This window comes from Chryseobacterium sp. 14P4.3.2 (genome assembly GCF_057799275.1).
Window position 1 is genome coordinate 229,885 of record NZ_JBYOKO010000002.1, and the last position, 16,964, is coordinate 246,848.

Annotated in this window: 18 protein-coding genes; 11 read left to right on the plus strand and 7 right to left on the minus strand. The window is 35.9% G+C overall.

Annotation, left to right across the window (positions count from 1 at the left end):
* Positions 1–59: 59 nt before the first annotated feature.
* From AC27VX_RS04645 to AC27VX_RS04655, 3 genes are all read left to right on the plus strand, one after another.
* A complete protein-coding gene (locus AC27VX_RS04645) occupies positions 60–638 on the plus strand; it encodes a YdeI/OmpD-associated family protein (RefSeq protein ID WP_236859425.1) in 579 nt (192 codons plus the stop codon).
* Between the two features lie 18 nt (positions 639–656).
* A complete protein-coding gene (locus AC27VX_RS04650; protein ID WP_488694121.1) occupies positions 657–1,055 on the plus strand; it encodes a DoxX family protein in 399 nt (132 codons plus the stop codon).
* Positions 1,056–1,283: 228 nt separating this feature from the next.
* Positions 1,284–1,841 carry a DUF4256 domain-containing protein gene (locus AC27VX_RS04655; RefSeq protein WP_488694123.1) on the plus strand — a complete coding sequence of 186 codons (558 nt, stop codon included), beginning with the start codon at positions 1,284–1,286 and terminating at the stop codon, positions 1,839–1,841.
* A gap of 137 nt (positions 1,842–1,978) precedes the next feature.
* On the opposite strand, the gene AC27VX_RS04660 is transcribed toward AC27VX_RS04655, so the two are convergent.
* Positions 1,979–2,944 carry a hypothetical protein gene (locus AC27VX_RS04660; RefSeq protein ID WP_488694125.1) on the minus strand — a complete coding sequence of 322 codons (966 nt, stop codon included), beginning with the start codon at positions 2,942–2,944 and terminating at the stop codon, positions 1,979–1,981.
* 169 nt (positions 2,945–3,113) lie between these two features.
* Here AC27VX_RS04660 and AC27VX_RS04665 point away from each other — a divergent pair, with 169 nt between their 5' ends.
* Complete coding sequence (locus tag AC27VX_RS04665; protein WP_236859430.1) at positions 3,114–3,614, plus strand: hypothetical protein; 501 nt, start codon at positions 3,114–3,116, stop codon at positions 3,612–3,614.
* Between the two features lie 65 nt (positions 3,615–3,679).
* Here the strand turns inward: AC27VX_RS04665 and AC27VX_RS04670 are convergent, their stop codons facing one another.
* Positions 3,680–4,684: a phosphotransferase enzyme family protein gene (locus AC27VX_RS04670; protein ID WP_236859434.1), complete on the minus strand. Its 1,005-nt coding sequence runs from the start codon at positions 4,682–4,684 to the stop codon at positions 3,680–3,682.
* A 35-nt stretch (positions 4,685–4,719) separates the two neighbouring features.
* Positions 4,720–5,751, minus strand: a complete 1,032-nt coding sequence (locus AC27VX_RS04675) for a threonine aldolase family protein (protein WP_488694127.1) — start codon at positions 5,749–5,751, stop codon at positions 4,720–4,722.
* Positions 5,752–5,836: 85 nt separating this feature from the next.
* Here AC27VX_RS04675 and AC27VX_RS04680 point away from each other — a divergent pair, with 85 nt between their 5' ends.
* Positions 5,837–6,490, plus strand: a complete 654-nt coding sequence (locus tag AC27VX_RS04680) for a metal-dependent transcriptional regulator (RefSeq protein WP_300690682.1) — start codon at positions 5,837–5,839, stop codon at positions 6,488–6,490.
* 214 nt (positions 6,491–6,704) lie between these two features.
* The gene (gene blaIND / locus AC27VX_RS04685; protein WP_488694129.1) at positions 6,705–7,424 is read left to right on the plus strand and encodes an IND family subclass B1 metallo-beta-lactamase; all 720 of its coding nucleotides are present in this window, start codon (positions 6,705–6,707) and stop codon (positions 7,422–7,424) included.
* Between the two features lie 55 nt (positions 7,425–7,479).
* Here blaIND and AC27VX_RS04690 read toward each other — a convergent pair whose 3' ends face one another.
* From AC27VX_RS04690 to AC27VX_RS04705, 4 genes are all read right to left on the minus strand, one after another.
* The gene (locus AC27VX_RS04690; RefSeq protein WP_236859443.1) at positions 7,480–8,646 is read right to left on the minus strand and encodes an aminotransferase class V-fold PLP-dependent enzyme; all 1,167 of its coding nucleotides are present in this window, start codon (positions 8,644–8,646) and stop codon (positions 7,480–7,482) included.
* Between the two features lie 100 nt (positions 8,647–8,746).
* Complete coding sequence (locus tag AC27VX_RS04695) at positions 8,747–9,886, minus strand: hypothetical protein (RefSeq protein ID WP_236859444.1); 1,140 nt, start codon at positions 9,884–9,886, stop codon at positions 8,747–8,749.
* A 26-nt stretch (positions 9,887–9,912) separates the two neighbouring features.
* Positions 9,913–10,815 (minus strand): TssN family type VI secretion system protein, encoded by a 903-nt coding sequence (locus tag AC27VX_RS04700; RefSeq protein ID WP_262912529.1) that lies wholly within the window; start codon positions 10,813–10,815, stop codon positions 9,913–9,915.
* Positions 10,816–10,869: 54 nt separating this feature from the next.
* Complete coding sequence (locus AC27VX_RS04705; protein WP_236859446.1) at positions 10,870–11,811, minus strand: type VI secretion system baseplate subunit TssG; 942 nt, start codon at positions 11,809–11,811, stop codon at positions 10,870–10,872.
* A 376-nt stretch (positions 11,812–12,187) separates the two neighbouring features.
* Between AC27VX_RS04705 and AC27VX_RS04710 the strand changes: the two genes are divergently transcribed.
* The 5 genes from AC27VX_RS04710 (at position 12,188) to AC27VX_RS04730 (ending at position 16,960) form a co-directional block, all read left to right on the plus strand.
* On the plus strand, positions 12,188–12,979 hold the full coding sequence (locus AC27VX_RS04710; protein ID WP_488694132.1) for a S1/P1 nuclease: 792 nt from the start codon (positions 12,188–12,190) through the stop codon (positions 12,977–12,979).
* Positions 12,980–13,299: 320 nt separating this feature from the next.
* Complete coding sequence (locus tag AC27VX_RS04715) at positions 13,300–14,166, plus strand: sigma-70 family RNA polymerase sigma factor (protein ID WP_002979276.1); 867 nt, start codon at positions 13,300–13,302, stop codon at positions 14,164–14,166.
* A gap of 81 nt (positions 14,167–14,247) precedes the next feature.
* Positions 14,248–14,820 (plus strand): Imm26 family immunity protein, encoded by a 573-nt coding sequence (locus AC27VX_RS04720; protein WP_488694137.1) that lies wholly within the window; start codon positions 14,248–14,250, stop codon positions 14,818–14,820.
* A gap of 95 nt (positions 14,821–14,915) precedes the next feature.
* On the plus strand, positions 14,916–16,148 hold the full coding sequence (locus AC27VX_RS04725) for a hypothetical protein (RefSeq protein ID WP_488694139.1): 1,233 nt from the start codon (positions 14,916–14,918) through the stop codon (positions 16,146–16,148).
* 8 nt (positions 16,149–16,156) lie between these two features.
* Complete coding sequence (locus AC27VX_RS04730; RefSeq protein WP_488694141.1) at positions 16,157–16,960, plus strand: alpha-ketoglutarate-dependent dioxygenase AlkB; 804 nt, start codon at positions 16,157–16,159, stop codon at positions 16,958–16,960.
* The last annotated feature ends 4 nt before the right edge of the window (positions 16,961–16,964 follow it).

Below are 16,964 nucleotides of genomic sequence, written 5' to 3' on the forward strand. Positions count from 1 at the left end.
ACACAATACTCTCCCACTCTAATACCCTAATACTCAAGAAACCCTCAAACATAAAACACATGAATCCAAAAGTTAATTTTTTCTTTAATGATGCCAAGCAATGGCAAAAAGAGTTTGAAAAATTAAGAACAATTGCCTTAAGCACTGAGCTTGCAGAAGATTTAAAATGGGGATGTCCCTGCTATACCTATGAAGGGAAAAATATTTTCCTGATCCACGGTTTTAAAGAATATTGTGCAATTCTCTTCTTTAAAGGAGCTTTGATGAAAGATCCTGATCAGATTTTGATTCAGCAATCTGAAAATGTACAGGCTGCAAGACAGGTTCGTTTTACTGATGTAGAGCAAATCAATGATCTGGAGGAAGTTCTTCGCTCTTATATGTTTCAAGCCGTTGAAATTGAAGAATCAGGCGCTAAAGTTGAAATGAAGAAAACAAAAGAATTTGAAATAGCTGAAGAGTTTCAAAGTAAACTGGATCAGAATCCTTCATTAGAAAAAGCTTTCAAAGCTTTAACGCCGGGAAGACAGAGAGCCTACCTACTTCACTTTTCATCTGCCAAGCAGTCTAAAACCCGTGAAGCCCGCATTGAAAAATGCATTCCACAAATAATGGACGGAATAGGATTAAACGACTAACTATAAAAAAAACAGATCATGAACACCCCTCAACAATCACAAAAAAGAACAAAGATTATTTACTGGATATTTACCCTATGGATGGCTCTGGGAATGGTTTCCACCGCCATTGTCCAACTGATGAAAAGTAAAGATGAATTGCTCAATTTTACCAATCTCGGCTATCCTTCTTATCTGATGACCATCATTGGAGTCTGGAAAATCCTGGGCGTTATTGCCATATTGATCCCGAAACGTCTTTTATTAAAAGAATGGGCATATGCCGGCTTTTTCTTCGTCATGTCAGGAGCTGTAATTTCCCATCTGATTGTGAGTGACCCAGCAGGAAGAACTTTTCCCGCAGTATTATTATTTGTGCTGGTTCTTATTTCCTGGTATTTCAGACCTGCAGATAGAAAAATCACTATTATTGATTAATAATTTGAATATTAAAAGTTATTTAAAGGTTTAATAAAATCACAAAACCTTCCGTTTCAATAAAACATTTAAACCCAATAAAATAATTTCAGAATAATTTTAAAGATAAAGAGTCAGAAATTTTATCGAAGATAAAATCCTTGCCCATAAACAAACCCTCATTGGCGAAAATTGCGCCTTTGCCATTTCCAACAACACAATACAACAAACTATAAAACAGAATTTAATATGAAAAAGAAAGCATTAACTCCTGAACAAAGCGAAATTTTTTTAAAAGTACTTAAAACCCGCTTTGAGAAGAATATGAGCCGCCATAAAAACCTCAGCTGGGAAAAGATCCAACCAAAACTGGAAGCAGCACCCGAAAAACTATGGTCGCTGAACGAAATGGAAGAAACGGAAGGCGAACCCGATGTAATACACTACGATAAAAAAACAGACGAATACATCTTCTTCGACTGTTCTCCGGAAAGCCCGAAACGCAGAAGCCTCTGCTATGATCATCAAGCCTGGAATTCCCGAAAAGCCAATAAACCGGAAAGCAACGTCATCGATAAAGCTGCTGAAATGGGTATTGAACTTCTAACCGAAGAGCAATACCGTGACCTTCAGGAATTGGGGAAATTTGATCTTAAAACCTCAAGCTGGGTACAAACACCTAAGCAAATCCGCGAACTGGGAGGTGCTATTTTCTGTGACCGCCGTTACAATACTGTTTTCATGTACCATAATGGAGCAGATTCTTATTATGCGGCGAGAGGGTTTAGAGGAAGTCTAAAGGTGTGAGAATATGAGAGTTCCGGAGGAATAAATAATAGTCTTTTTAAGAACTTAAGTATACTTTATATGCGCAACACTTTAAACTAAAAAAAGCTTAAAGGTTATAAAACTTTTGTGGCCTTTTATGTTTGCCTAATATTATATCAAAAGTCAGAACCTTTTAACCACGGAGTTTCTATGCTCCAGAATATAATATTCACATCCAAATAATGTTCGGCATACTCTACAAATTCTTCTTTGGTAAAAGGTTTCCTGGTTTTTGGATTTTTATAAGTCAGCGTAGGTTCCTGAACTGCCATCGCCACTAAAGGCAATTTTCCTTTATATTGATTGAAAAATGGATAGGAATTTTTCATTTGGGCATTTTTATTCGGAACAATATCCGGTCCTCCCAATCCTATATTATTTTTTGCAGCAAATTCAAATAACCTCGACATATACTGATGATCATTTTCCCATTCACACGGGAAAAAATTGACATATTGCAAAACGTAAGATTTTTTGAAAGCAGCTCTTGCAAATTTCAGATTATCCAGTTCTGCCTGAAAATACCGGTCACAGCTGAAACCTGTTTTATCTTTTTTCACATCAATATCGATGGCGGTTTCCGGAAGGTTAATTCCCTCTATCTTTCCGTCAAATTTCTTAGCCAGTTCAGCAATCAGTTTCTGATATCTTTTCTGCACTGCAGGATTCCACTGCTGTGTTACCCAGCCGTTTCCGATGGGTTTATTTTCGCCCGGATTATCATATTGAGGAACCAGCCCGCCGGTGTATTCTTTTTCATTTAAAATATAATCGGGAACATATCTGGCTTCCGGTTCAAAAAATCTGTCCTGAAGCTGAATGAAGAGTTTTCTTTCTAATGAAGTTAGATATTTTAAATCGTTTTCAATTCCCGAAAAATCATAAATATCTTTTGAGGTTTCCAACGATCTCCAGTTGTAAACGATCTGTACGCCACCGATATCTTTTCTGGCAATCATTTTTTCAATATTCCGCAGATCACCGGATGATGTATAAATATAATTTTGAGGAGCCTGACCCATTGAAAAATAAAATCCAAAAAATAACAACCCCAGTTTTAACGCCTTGAAAGCTTCTTTCATAATGAATGAATTAATAATAAAGTAATATCAATCATTTTTCGTGCCCAATTCGTTGTACTGCTCTTTTTAAACTTCAGGAAATTACTTTTATTTATCCGGAATATTCTTTAATATATAAATAGTATTGCTAATTTAGCGCTTCAAAATTTGATTTTAAATAACTAAGGATATGAAGAAATTAATTTTACTGGGTGCTATTTCAGTATTGATGATCAATTGCAACAAAAAAACTGAAACTACGGCTCCGAAAATTGAAAAAGACACTATTGCAGTGGCAGAACCTGTGGTAGACACGCTGGGACCCAAATCATATTGTTATATAGGGGCAACAGGAAAAGACAGTGTTTTTGCTTCTATCGATGATAATTTAGGAACTATTATCGGGAAACTAGCTTATAAAAACAGCGAAAAAGACAGCTCTAAAGGTGATGTGACGGGTTTCAAATCCGGAGATACCCTGAAACTGACTTATGAGTTTACCTCTGAAGGCAAGAAGAGCAAAAGAGATATCTACTTCCTTCAACAGAATAATAGTTTAACAGAAGGAATTGGTGACCATAAAGAGGAAGATGGATTGTCTAAATATGCTGACGAGAAAAAAATCAGTTACAAAGACGGACAGAAGATGAATACGGCAGACTGTAAAGTTGTAGCCAAAGCTTTGAAATAATATTCTTCGGATATTAAAGTATAGTATAACAGCTGTTCCTCATAGGGGGAACAGCTGTTATATTTTTATAGTTTATCTTCCTTGTCCCAATATTTCTCTGCTACATTCTTTAGAATCCCAATGTATGCTTTAAGCTGTGAAGTTTGGCTAAATGCGTAAAACTGATCATGTGTGGTATGAAAATTCATATAAAAAAGCCAAAATCCGAAAGTCAGGTAAGGGACCACAGCAAGTTCCTGATCACTGATAAAGCGGTGTTCCCGATAGCCGCCTAAAAAAGTGTGGTAAGCATCCTGTACTTCTTCAGGCGTCATCTTACCCACAAATGCATGTAAGGCCAGATGCTGCCAAAAGGTCATTATATCATTCACCAGCCAGCCATACCCCATAAAATCAAAATCGAAAAGTGTAACTGAATCATTTTCAAAATGAAAATTTTTAGGCAAAAAGTCAAAATGACAATATCCTTTTGAAAATGAAGAAGTATCAATCTGTGAGAATTTATCTTTTAGCTGATCAATCTTCTTCTGCAGCCAAAAATAATCTTCCTGATTTTCCGAAAAAACAAACTCCAGCTTTTTCAATGGTTGAAATAAAGTGGTTTCCAGATCAAAATTCCATCTTGTATTTCCTAATTGGATAGATGATGATACATTATGAAAACGGGCCATTTCATTTCCTAATGCACGAAGCTGTTTTGTATTCAATTGCCCGGATGACTGCCCTGGAGCGTAAGAGAATAATACAGCATGCCTTTCCCCTTCCGGAGCATTGATCTTCAGAATAGTCTGCCCGTAAGCATCAGCAATGGGATAAGATACAGACACCTGTGCTTCTTTCAATGCCAGCAGCAAGCCTACTTCTTCCTCTATCTGTGATAAGCTCCGGTGGGAAGAACGATAAACCCTAAGTATAAAACAGGCTTCTGAACACTCCACACGGTAGGTATCACCTACTCCACGAACTAAAAAATGGCACTGAACATTTTCCAGTCCATACTTTTCCGTAATCAGTGATGATAACGCAGTAGAGCAAAGTGTTGAATAAATCGTCGGGAAAACAGGTTCCATAGAATTTGGATAAAGATGTGGTATATTTAGAATAATTACAATTCTCTTTCAATGACTTCAATAAAACGGGTTACCGCTTCATCGCCCGTACTCCAGGAAGTAATAAGACGAATTGCTGAAAAGTTTTCATCAATCTTTTTCCAGACAAAAAAATCAAAATATTCTGATAAAATTTGGATAAGACCATTGCTTAAAATTGGGAAAATCTGGTTAGTATAAGTATCTGAAAGAAACTTCACACCTTTTCCCTGCATTGCTTTTTTCATTTTCATAGCCTGCTGGTTGGCGTGTTTTGCCAGATCAAAATACAGATCGTCTTTCATCAGCTCAAGGAATTGAATCCCCAGAAGCCTTCCTTTGGCAAGTAAAGCTCCTTTCTGTTTGATATTAAAGGCAAAATATTCCTGAAGAGATGGATTGTTAATCACAATAGCCTCTCCTATTAAAGCTCCGTTTTTAGTACCTCCCAGGTAGAATATATCTGTGAGTTCAGCCACTTTTTCAATAGTAAGATCGCTTGTTTCTGCCGTCAGCCCGTGTCCCAATCTCGCCCCGTCCATAAACAGATACAATTGATGCTGTTTGCAAAAATCAGACAGATCTTCAAGCTCTTCTGCTAGGTAGATGGTACCCAGTTCTGTAGAATTGGAGATATACACCATTTTTGGCATTACCTGATGCGGAACATTGCTATGGCCCTCCAAAACAGGAAGGATATGTTCCGGTCTTAGCTTTCCATCTTCAGTTTCTATACTTAATACCTTATGTCCGGTGGCTTCAATGGCCCCAGTTTCATTATTTAAAATATGCCCTGGTGCTGCAGATATTACACATTGGTAAGGTCTTAAAATTGCAGATATCACAATCAGATTTGCCTGTGTTCCTCCAGATACCAGATAAACTTCAGAATCAGGCTTTTTAATTTTCTCTTTGATCAGTGTTTTTGCCTGCAAAGAATATTTATCCTCTCCATATCCGGCCTGCTGTTCAAAATTAGTCTTTGTAAGTGCTTGTAGAATATTCGGGTGACAGCCCTCTGAATAGTCGTTTTTGAATGAAAATTTCATACTGTAAAATTAAAAAAAGTTAAAATAACAAGAGCAAAATTTCAATTTTATTTTGTTAGATTTGTAGTGAAAATCATCTAACATTTTGAGAACAACCCTAACAGAAGAAAATTACCTGAAAGCTTTGTTTCACTTAGTTGACAATGAAGGAAAGGTTACGATTAACGAACTCAGCAAATTTTTGAATGTAAAAATGCCGAGTGTTAATAATATGATGAAGAAGTTTGCAGACAAAAAGTGGGTCATCTATGAAACCTACAAACCCTTAATCGTTACAGAAAATGGGAGAAGGGAAGCTGCATTGGTAGTCCGTAAACACCGATTAACCGAAATGTTTCTGGTTAAGAAAATGAATTTTGGCTGGGAAAATGTCCATGAAATTGCAGAACAGCTGGAGCATGTACATTCTCAGGTTTTTTTCGACAAAATGGATGAAATTTTGGACTATCCTAAATTTGATCCACACGGCGAACCTATTCCTGATAAAGACGGAAATATTATTTCCCAGGACCTTCAGAAACTGAGCAGCTGTGAACCTGGTGAAGATGTAGTCTTCGCTTCAGTAACTCTTTCTGATGATGCCTTTTTAAATTATCTGAACGATAGAAAGCTTCTCCTTAACACGAAAGTAAAAGTCCTTAAGGTTGAGAGCTTTGATAAATCGATGGCTATAGAAATCGATGGTAAGACAGAAATTTTAAGTAAGAAAGCAACTGAGAAAATATTGGTTAAGAAGTAGTTTTAACCATTACAAATAAACCTCACAGATTCTAAACCTGTGAGGTTTACTATTAAAAAAGATTGTGTCTCTACATGTATAACTGTTAAAAAACGGTTAAACTTCCTTTCCTGAAATACCTGAAAATTTATTTTTAAGTAGGTTTGTAAAATCTTCTGTTTAGAATATTCTTTTTAACCAACACTAGAATTTTAATTACTATCTTAAAAAAATTATGAAAAAAAGCATTCCGTTTTTTATTATTTCGATGCTGCTAAGCCCTTTTGCCAGCGCGCAGGTAAGAGACTTTGTCATTGAACCGCAGATCAAACCCAATTTTTATATTTATAAAACATTTGGTGTTTTCGGAGGCAAAGAATATTCCACCAATGCAGTGTATCTTATTACCAAAAAAGGCGTTGTATTATTTGATGTTCCATGGCAGAAAACACAGTATCAAAGTCTGATGGATACTATTAAAAAACGCCACAATCTACCTGTCATTGCTGTATTTGCTACGCATTCCCATTCTGACAGAGCCGGAGATCTAAGCTTTTATAACAATAAAGGAATTAAAACCTATGCAACGGCAAAGACCAATGAGCTGCTGAAGAAAGAAGGAAAAGCTACTTCTACAGAAATTATAAAAACAGGAAAAACGTACCGTATAGGTGGAGAAGAATTTATTGTTGATTTTCTGGGGGAAGGACACACAGCAGATAATGTAGTGGTATGGTTCCCAAAATATAACATCCTGGATGGCGGATGTCTTGTAAAAAGCAGAACGGCAACAGATCTGGGATATACCGGAGAAGCCAATGTTGCTGCATGGCCACAGACTATGGCAAAACTGAAATCCAAATATTCACAGGCAACCCTTATTATTCCGGGACATGACGAATGGAAAGGAGGCGGCCACGTAGAACATACACAGAAACTTCTGGATAAAAAATAGAGACAAAATTTACATAATAAAAGCCCTGGTATCTAATCTACCAGGGCTTTGTTATTTATTGCGCCAAAAGTTGGGATACTCTTTCTATTTCTTCTAAGGTGTTGAAATAATGAGGAGATAACCGGATGGCATGATCCACATTCTTAAATGTAAAATCAATTAACGCGTTATTTTTATTGCTTACAGTAAAGAATACATTGTTTTCACGCAGTACTTTCTGAATGGTTTCAGTATTGCCATCCTGCTGGCAAAAAGTAATAATACTGCTTAGATTATTCCCTTTGTCCAATACCCTGAAACCCATATTCTGAAGATTTACTCTCAGTTTTCCTGATAACTCCCGGTTATATCTTTCAATATTATTCATTCCCAGAGTGTTGGCGTATTTTAAAGCTTCTTTTAGACCAAGCAGTGAAGCACTGGATCTTTCGAAGTGTTCAAATCTTTTTGCCGTCCTGCTCAGCTGATATTCCTCAAAAGCGGTCCATTTTGCTCCTTCATTATCTAAAAATAAGGGAGCCATTTCAGTATGTAAGACCCTATCCGAAACATATAAAAGACCTGTTCCTCTGGGGCCTCTCATAAATTTCCGCCCTGTAGCGGTTAAAAAATCACAGCCAATTTTCTCTATATCCACAACACACTGGCCTACTGACTGGCAGGCATCTACAAGGTAAAGGATATCGTATTGTTTACAAAGCTTTCCTACCCCCTCTACGTTTTGAATGAGCCCGGAATTGGTGGGAATATGAGTGACTGCAACTAATTTAGGCTGATGTTTTTTAATCAGCCTTTCAAAATCTTCCAGATCCAGTTCATGATCCGGGAGATTAGCCACTCTCACGATATCAATATGGTATCTCTTCTGCAAGGAAATAAAAGCAATCTGATTGGATACATAATCATCATTGGTCGTAATGATACAGTCACCTTTTTTAAAAGAAATACTGGATAAGGCCTTTGCATAGCCATCTGTAGAGCTTGCTACAAAGGCTATATTATCTGGTTGGGTATTAATCAATTTTGCAGCTTCTTTATAAAACTCATTGATTAGGGCAGAATTTCTATTAATTGTTTCATAGCCTCCGAACTGCTGTTCCTCATATAAGTAGTTCACAACAGTATCCACCACAATCATAGACATTAATGATGAACCGGCACTATTTAAAAATATTTTATCTGAACATCCTGGTGTGTCCTTTCTTATTGCATTTAAATCCATTTATTATAAGTCTGTAAAACGTAAATTTACTTTTATTTTTTTCGCTGGTAATAAAAAAATTCCCGAATTTTCATCCGGGAATTATATTAAATAAGTTATTTTAATCTAAAACACTCCAACCTCTTTTTGGGTTTGTGTTGGTAGAAACTTCCTGCTCATTAACAATGATATTCTCTTTTCTCTGACCAATATAATCAAGCTCGCTCAGCTTAGAAAAAATAGTTTCCAAACTTCTCAGCATCTGTTGAGTATAAAGCAAAGGCTCACCACAATTATGATGATCATAATTGGTTTCTGCTACAATAGAAAGCTGGTTCAGTAACGTATGAGGAGCAATCTCACTCCACTCTAAACTGTAGTTCAGCATTTCTTCCAGTTCAGCAGGAACAAGAAGCTGCGTTGCGTTATATAGGTGAAGCGCCAGTCTTGCAAAAGATTCAATCAAAAATACAGGAGGCTGCCAAGGGGTAATATTTCTAAACTGAAAATACATATCACCAAAGGTATTCACCATTGTGCTGCACAGAAACTTTACATTTTGTGCCAAGGCAGTATTTTGATTTTTATGAGATGTTTTCTGAATGATTTTAAAAGCGTACTGCTGAAGGTTCCCGATAGACTTTGCAAAGCTGCTGTAATAGTCTACCAAAGCCGGATGACTCTGAACAGATGTACAAGGCGGAATAAAATTGGAATCTACCTGAGCAATATTCCCTTTTAAATCAACTTTTCCTATAATCAGATAATTCCCTCCGGAATAGCTGCTGTTCAGCGAAGTTACGGGAAGTAATTCAATATGGTGGTTTGGCTGTGCGCTTGGATGGCGTGGTGGAATTTCTTCCGGATCAATATCCCCAAAAGGTACTTTGTCAAAAGGATTTACAGAAATCAGGATATAGTATTCTCCGTCTGCCTGCTCTTCATTCATGGATTTTGCCAGCGATTTTACACTGACCCTTCTGTCTGTCAGCTCAATTCGATAACCCGCCATGGTAACAGCGCTGCAACGCTTTATCACCAGCTGCACATCATTGGTGGCCGTGTTGTGAACATCAAAAATAGTACGGTCCGTAAATTCATTGGAGATAGGCAGAAGCCCATAATTATAGTTAGTGATTCCAATGGAATTGGAGTCTCTTATAGTGTCAATTAAGAAGTTATCCTGATCATTAAGGTGTCTCTGGGAAACCTTCATCCCATCTACCCAATTGATTGCAAAATGTTTAATAGGCTGTATCATGTTAAATACTTTTTAAATTTTTGTGGTTATGATTTTCTTGCGACTCCCTCCTCTTCATGCTGAATGACTCTCTTACAGATCACCACTTCATTTTCAGAAATGTTGTTTGTAGTAATATCCTGGTCGAAATCTATATATTTTCTAAAACTAAAAAACGATTTTTTAGTGTAAAATATCCAGTAATACGGCTCATTACTATCGTCTGAAAGATGAATAACAGAACCGGGATTTTTGTGATTGTAATCATCTACTACTCTGTAGAACCAGTCTCCAAAATTAACTCCGGTAGGAAGTGTTTTTGCTTTAATTCTGAATCGGTTGGTATCTTCTAATTTTTTGCTCAACTCTACATTCAAAACCATTAATCTGTCAAAATCTGCTCCCTCAAAATCAGGAAGTTTCTGATCAGGAGAATATCTCCAGGTTTTATAGATATCAAAAGGAATACTGATAAACTGGATATAACAGTAATAAAATACCATTGGAACCACAAAAATCAGCATACTTGTTGCAGCCATTACCGCATATCCTGTTCCTCTGCTCATCCAGTTAAAGATCAGGGTAAAAAGAAATCCGCCCAGAGCAATACATGTAAGTGACAATATAGATTCAAACAGAATACTCATGGCCAGAGATTCAATATGTTTTTTGAAATACCTGTGTAGTAAGTTAACATGAATAATCCCGAAAATAAGGTAGATAACCTGTGCTATAAGATACCAGTACGGATTAAACAGGTTTCCGGCAAATCCAAAAACTCCGGGAATAGCCAGGCATAAACTGCATAGAAGGACGTATACAATAATTACTTTAATTTTTATCGCAGGTTTATTTCTCCTGATTACACCCAGTATAACCATCATAATAATTGCGATTAAAGGCATTAGGATATACCTTAAAAAAATACCTTTTACTGAAGAGATTTCCATTTGTTTCTTTTCGAATTTATACTTTGTTGGTAATTGTAAATATAATAAAATAAATTAGAGGAACGTAGAGTATCCAAGGCGGCTGGCATTTCTTTCATCATCTTCAAGACTGAAAGAATATTCCTCCTTTTCTGTAACAAAATTCTCTTCCACATCCACTGTTACCGGAAGAAAATAGTCGTACAGCGTCTGAAGAACTTTTCTGAACGGACTTCCCGGGATGTATCTTTTCATTTCCTCATAAGGAATGGGGCCTATATTGACTACCCAGTTCCGCTGCCCGTCCATATGCCTGCCACTTGGAATATAAGTGACCCCTAATCGTGAGTTTCCCAACAGCATAGAATCATCATTTTTCTCTATCCCATCAATAATATTGGGCGAAAAACTAACCTCTACCGGTACCTGAAGAAAGGCGGTCATACATCTTTCAAACCATTTTTTATCTCCTCTGATCTGATGAAAAAACGGCAGAATATGCATGAAAATATAGGCATTATGCTTATCCAGCATCTTGATCAGCGGCAAAAGTTCACTTACCGTTTCCAGCAGTGAATCTGTATTGCTTGTAATGTCATATTCCGACTCTTTAAGCAATGCGCTGATCTCCGTAAAAAAGACTTCCAGCTCAAAAGGACGGAAAAACTTCCTTGCATCTTCTTCTACCCTTTTCTGCTTCCGGATTTCCCTTACTACAGTATCCACATTTTTTCTGGAAGCTCCAAGTGAAGGTGGATGAAACAGCCCTTCCGGAAGATAATCATAAATACCCTCCCTGTAAGTTTCCAGCGTAAATACTTCTTCATCAAATCCCAGATAACTGCTTGAAATACTTTTAATATCCTTCAGGTAAGCACGGTCGTTTACTCCGACACGCTCAATGAATATATTGCTTACTGCCCGATGATATTTTAAAAGGTTAACTGCCACTGCTTCAGCCTTATAATCTGTCTGAAGCTTATTGTAATGCATATCTACAATATTATTCTCATACATAGTGTTTCCTGTGATTATGACTTGTAAAGATAATATATCTCGCAAGTTTGAAAAAATATTTCATTAATAATTTATCCTAAAAGTACTAATTTATTAATATTACCCGGAAAAAAATCAATTAAATTCCGTGAAAATACGGTAATGAGCAGGAATGTTCAACGTTCTAAATTGAAATTTTCAAGCTTTTTGAGTCATTATTTTGCATTTACCGTCCTTTACTATATACACTCGTAAAATTCTTCCCAAACCTAGTAACAATTCCCTATCTTATTTAGATTAATTTTTATTAACATCATATTATAGAATAAAATCAAGATAATTAACGCACATTCCGAAAGTGGGACGTATCTTTGCAGACTGAAAATTGTTATTTAAAATGAAAAGTATTTATTCTAAAATTCTGATTTTAGCATTCATTTCCTCTTCGCTTTATTCTTATGCATGGGGACTTACCGGACATAGAGTAATTGCAGATATTGCACAGAACCACCTTTCCGGAAAGGCAAGAAGAGAGATCAAAAAAATAATGGGCAGGGAACGCCTTGCTTATTGGGCTAACTGGCCAGACTTCATTAAATCTGATACTACAGGAGCATGGAAACAGGCTTCATCATGGCACTATGTAAACATTGACCCACAGACTGACTTTAAAGCTTTTGAAGAGAAATTAAAAGCACAGGCAGGACCAAGTCTTTACACACAGGTTAATACCCTATCCAGCCAGATCAAAGACAAAAACACTTCTGAAAAAGACAGAAAAATTGCTTTGATCTTCCTTATTCACATTATGGGAGACCTTGCACAGCCTTTACACGTGGGAAGAGCTGACGATTTGGGAGGAAACAAAATCAATGTAACTTACTTTGGCGAGAAAACCAACTTACACTCAGTTTGGGATGGAAAATTAGTTGATTCTCAAAAATACAGCTATACTGAGTATTCTAAACTTTTAGATATTAAATCTAAAGAAGAGGTAAAGCAAATTCAATCGGGAACAGTAGAAGACTGGTTATACGATTCTCACAAAATCGCAAACAAGATCTATGCACAGACTCCTAACGATTCAAAATTATCTTACGACTACCAATATAAGTTTAATGATACAATGGAAAGACAGCTTCTATACGGAGGTCTGAGACTGGCAAAAGTATTGAATGAACTTTTTTAATTGAAAGTTAAAAGTTATTTCAACATAGAAATTATAAAACGGGACTTCGGTTTCGTTTTTTTTTGCTCAAAATTTTAAAATTACAGAGGGTAAAATTTGTTTAAAATACCAAATGTCCCTATTTTTTGAAATTAATATCTGTTTTAATTTCAAAAAAAAGAATTAACCATAATGTTTTAATTATCAATTAATTGATGTGTATTCGGAAATTATTAATACCCTTTATCTTATATATTTTACAAAAAAGATTGCATAGTGTGTAACCTTTTCACCTCTTCAAACGTATATTATATAGTAACTCTTTTTTGAGGATAAAATAAATGAGACAATTAAAAATCACTAAGCAGGTTACCAACAGGGAAACTGCTTCATTAGACAAGTATTTGCAGGAAATTGGTAAAGTGGAACTGATTACTGCGGACGAAGAAGTAGAATTGGCACAAAGAATACGTGCTGGCGACAGAGCTGCACTGGAGAAATTAATCAAAGCCAACCTTCGTTTCGTAGTTTCTGTATCTAAACAATACCAAAATCAAGGTCTTTCTTTACCCGATTTGATCAATGAAGGTAATTTAGGATTGATGAAAGCGGCAAAAAGGTACGATGAAACTAGAGGTTTCAAATTTATCTCTTATGCAGTATGGTGGATCCGTCAATCAATTTTACAGGCATTGGCTGAGCAGTCAAGAATTGTAAGGCTTCCGTTGAACAAAATTGGTTCCATCAACAAAATCAATAAAGCATACGCTCACCTTGAGCAGGAAAATGAAAGACCACCTTCTCCGGAAGAATTGGCTGAAGTTCTTGACATGAGCGAGGAAGATATTAAAGAATCTATGAAAAACTCCGGTAGACACCTGTCTATGGATGCACCTCTTGTAGAAGGTGAAGATTCTAATCTTTATGATGTATTACGTTCAGGAGAATCTCCAAGTCCAGATAAAGATCTGATGCTTGAATCTCTACAAATTGAGATTGAAAGAGCATTGAATACGCTGACTCCAAGAGAAGCGGATTTGGTAAGATTATACTTCGGACTGAACGGAAAACACCCAATGACTTTAGAGGAAATTGGTGAGACTTTCGATCTAACAAGAGAGAGAGTTCGTCAGATCAAAGAAAAAGCAATTAAGAGACTAAAACACAATACCAGAAGCAAGATCCTGAAATCTTACCTAGGTAAATAATTTTAGCGTAAAAATTTTTATAGGCGGAGTCTGTTTTCAGGCTCCGTTTTTTATAGGTATCAATATTAAAATATTTTTATAATGAAATCATTAATAAAGCCCAAACCGGGTGATCTGTTCTATATTCCCTCAATCAGTCAATCGAATGAAAATGGATTTGTTATTGCCCGTTATATTGAATTTATTAAACCGAATCTGGGCCATCTTATTGAAGTTTTTGATCATTTTTACACCGAACTTCCAAAAAATATTTCTGATGTAGATACAAGTAAGAAACTATTCCAGCCTATATTTTGCAGCATGCGTTTCTCAGGAATTCCAAGATGGAAAATACTCTTTAATCATCCTGAATATGATAAATCAGAATCAGATTATAAGAATATTGCGTTCAAATTTGATGGAAGTATCTGGATTGGTGGTGAAAGCAGAATAACAGAAAATGAGGAATTACAAAATATGGAACCTTCTATTTGCTGGCGTATGGACCATATTATCTTTAGAGTATTATATCATTTAAAAGGATTTCTGTCTTACGATGAAATTATGAATTACGACAAGATACCTACTGAATACAGGGTGGATAATGAAAGTGCTCAGAAAAAAGTTATTGAAATCACAAAAATTATAGATAACAAGTTCAGGAGCTGGGGATAAAGAGTTTAAGAATCTAAATTCTATTTCATAAGTTTTTGTAACAAAACTAAAATTGTATTCAACTAATACCTTATAATAGCTTATTAAAAAAAACAATGACTACTCTACCATCTGAAAATAAAATTACTCGAGACAAAAATATTCTTGTTGTTCTACAGCAGGATAATGATATCAATCCGGAGCTTCAATATTTAATGGATCACTTTTGCGGATCGGTTGTCGATAGACTTTCTGATATAAACACTGATGTAAGCAACAAAAAAATCTATGTTTGCGGAGACCTTAAGAGCCTTGAAGAAAACACTCTGTATTTATCCGTTATAAAAGAACTTTCGGTGAATGATGATAATTATCCTGGAAACTTTTTAAAAACAGTAAGCTTGGGAGAAGTTCCCATTATTATCAGCAATGCCGGAGTTTATTACAGAAAACTGTTTGGTGATGACTACAGTTTCGATACCATTAAATCTCAACACGACTTTCAGGAATTAACAGAGTCTAACAAAGAAGTTAAGGCTTTCAGAAAAGGAATCTACCTGAGTAAAGTTACCAAAGAAATTACCGGGGAAGGAAAAGAAGCTTTTCACTACAACCTTTTACGATGTTCAAGCAATTTAACAGGACCTACCGATAATTTCCGTGAAATTGATACAAATATTATCAACCTTCTGAATGAATGTGTACAGGATACTTTTGAGTACAGCACAGACATGAACCATGCTCTTGTACAGATTTATGAAAATAAAAAAAAAGTAACTGATTCTGATAAGGAAGTAAAAGCCAAAATAAAAGCCCATTCCGACAAAACGAAAGATATGCCTAAAGAAGGGCTTATTGCGTTTTGTACGTTCTATGACCGTTCAAATACAGAACAATTAAAACCTTCAGCTACTGACAGGTTCGACTGGTGTTATAAACAGACAAGTGCTTTAACAAGACTTCATTTCAGGTTGAAAAAAACAGTTGAAGACGATTCATTGGAAAAAGAGTTTACCGTTACCTTATATCCAAATTCTGCGTTTTTTATTCCCCTTTCTACTAATAGGCTGTATACTCATGAAATCAGACCTTCAGTTTTGGGCGTTAATCAAATCCCGATAAGAATGGGATATGTAGTCCGCTGTTCTAATGTGGAAGCGATGCATACCGATAATCAGACTTATATAAAAGAAAATGGCCATTATATTAAGCTTGAAGAGATGACCCCGGAACTTCGTGAAGAGCTAAGAAGTTCTTATTATGAAGAAAACAGCACTGAAAACATGATAGAATATGGCAAAGTTCATTTCAGCATGAACTCAGGAGATTATGAGAAACCTATATTTTAATAGAAAAAATGAATAGAAGCGACTTTCAAAAAATACAGCTTCCTTTAGACCGTAATATGTTTATGGATTTATTCCATTCAGCTGAATTTGAGTTAACAGGAAAAGGAAGACTTGGAAATCATCTGGTAAAAGTGGAAGGTAAAGATATCTCAATTGTAAGAACCACGACCCGATATCATATTCCGGCAGCTGCGTTTTCGGAAATTCATGAGAAACTTATTGAACAGATTAATGCAACTCTTTTATCCGAAAATACAGAAATACCGGTACAGTATTTTGACAATGCGTTAATTGAAGTGTATGATTCTACTTACTCCAAGATGGGTTTTCATTCCGATCAGGCTTTAGATTTAGAAAGTAACTCTTTTATAGGACTTTTCTCATGCTATGAGCAGCCGGACGAACTGGAAGATTTTCAGTTGAGAAAACTTGTCGTGAAAGATAAATTAACAGATGAAGAATTTGAAATTATTTTGCACCATAACTCTGTTATTTTATTTTCTGTGGAAACCAACAGAAAATTTCAGCATAAAATTGTGCTGAATACAGCACCTGATCCAAAAAAGGCGGCCAATGATAATAAATGGCTGGGAATTACGTTCCGAAAGTCGAAAATATCTGTTCAGTTCAATAATGAAAAGCCTCATTTTTCAACTGGGGAAGTATTGACATTAGCGAACAAAGAACAGGAATCAGAGTTTTTTAAACTGAGAGGTCAGGAAAACAGATCATTGGATTTCGTTTATCCCCCTCTGCTGTACACCATTAGTCCGGGAGATATGATCCCTCCTGTTGAGAAGAAAAATATTTAAAACC

Excerpts from the sequence above, each read along its gene's own strand:
- AC27VX_RS04645 (WP_236859425.1), top strand. The coding sequence starts at position 60 with ATGAATCCAAAAGTTAATTTTTTCTTTAATGATGCCAAGCAATGGCAA.
- AC27VX_RS04670 (WP_236859434.1), bottom strand. The coding sequence starts at position 4,684 with ATGGAACCTGTTTTCCCGACGATTTATTCAACACTTTGCTCTACTGCG.
- AC27VX_RS04665 (WP_236859430.1), top strand. The coding sequence starts at position 3,114 with ATGAAGAAATTAATTTTACTGGGTGCTATTTCAGTATTGATGATCAAT.
- AC27VX_RS04655 (WP_488694123.1), top strand. The coding sequence starts at position 1,284 with ATGAAAAAGAAAGCATTAACTCCTGAACAAAGCGAAATTTTTTTAAAA.
- AC27VX_RS04730 (WP_488694141.1), top strand. The coding sequence starts at position 16,157 with ATGAATAGAAGCGACTTTCAAAAAATACAGCTTCCTTTAGACCGTAAT.
- blaIND (WP_488694129.1), top strand. The coding sequence starts at position 6,705 with ATGAAAAAAAGCATTCCGTTTTTTATTATTTCGATGCTGCTAAGCCCT.
- AC27VX_RS04695 (WP_236859444.1), bottom strand. The coding sequence starts at position 9,886 with ATGATACAGCCTATTAAACATTTTGCAATCAATTGGGTAGATGGGATG.
- AC27VX_RS04690 (WP_236859443.1), bottom strand. The coding sequence starts at position 8,646 with ATGGATTTAAATGCAATAAGAAAGGACACACCAGGATGTTCAGATAAA.
- AC27VX_RS04715 (WP_002979276.1), top strand. The coding sequence starts at position 13,300 with ATGAGACAATTAAAAATCACTAAGCAGGTTACCAACAGGGAAACTGCT.
- AC27VX_RS04725 (WP_488694139.1), top strand. The coding sequence starts at position 14,916 with ATGACTACTCTACCATCTGAAAATAAAATTACTCGAGACAAAAATATT.
- AC27VX_RS04720 (WP_488694137.1), top strand. The coding sequence starts at position 14,248 with ATGAAATCATTAATAAAGCCCAAACCGGGTGATCTGTTCTATATTCCC.
- AC27VX_RS04660 (WP_488694125.1), bottom strand. The coding sequence starts at position 2,944 with ATGAAAGAAGCTTTCAAGGCGTTAAAACTGGGGTTGTTATTTTTTGGA.
- AC27VX_RS04650 (WP_488694121.1), top strand. The coding sequence starts at position 657 with ATGAACACCCCTCAACAATCACAAAAAAGAACAAAGATTATTTACTGG.
- AC27VX_RS04700 (WP_262912529.1), bottom strand. The coding sequence starts at position 10,815 with ATGGAAATCTCTTCAGTAAAAGGTATTTTTTTAAGGTATATCCTAATG.
- AC27VX_RS04675 (WP_488694127.1), bottom strand. The coding sequence starts at position 5,751 with ATGAAATTTTCATTCAAAAACGACTATTCAGAGGGCTGTCACCCGAAT.
- AC27VX_RS04710 (WP_488694132.1), top strand. The coding sequence starts at position 12,188 with ATGAAAAGTATTTATTCTAAAATTCTGATTTTAGCATTCATTTCCTCT.
- AC27VX_RS04705 (WP_236859446.1), bottom strand. The coding sequence starts at position 11,811 with ATGTATGAGAATAATATTGTAGATATGCATTACAATAAGCTTCAGACA.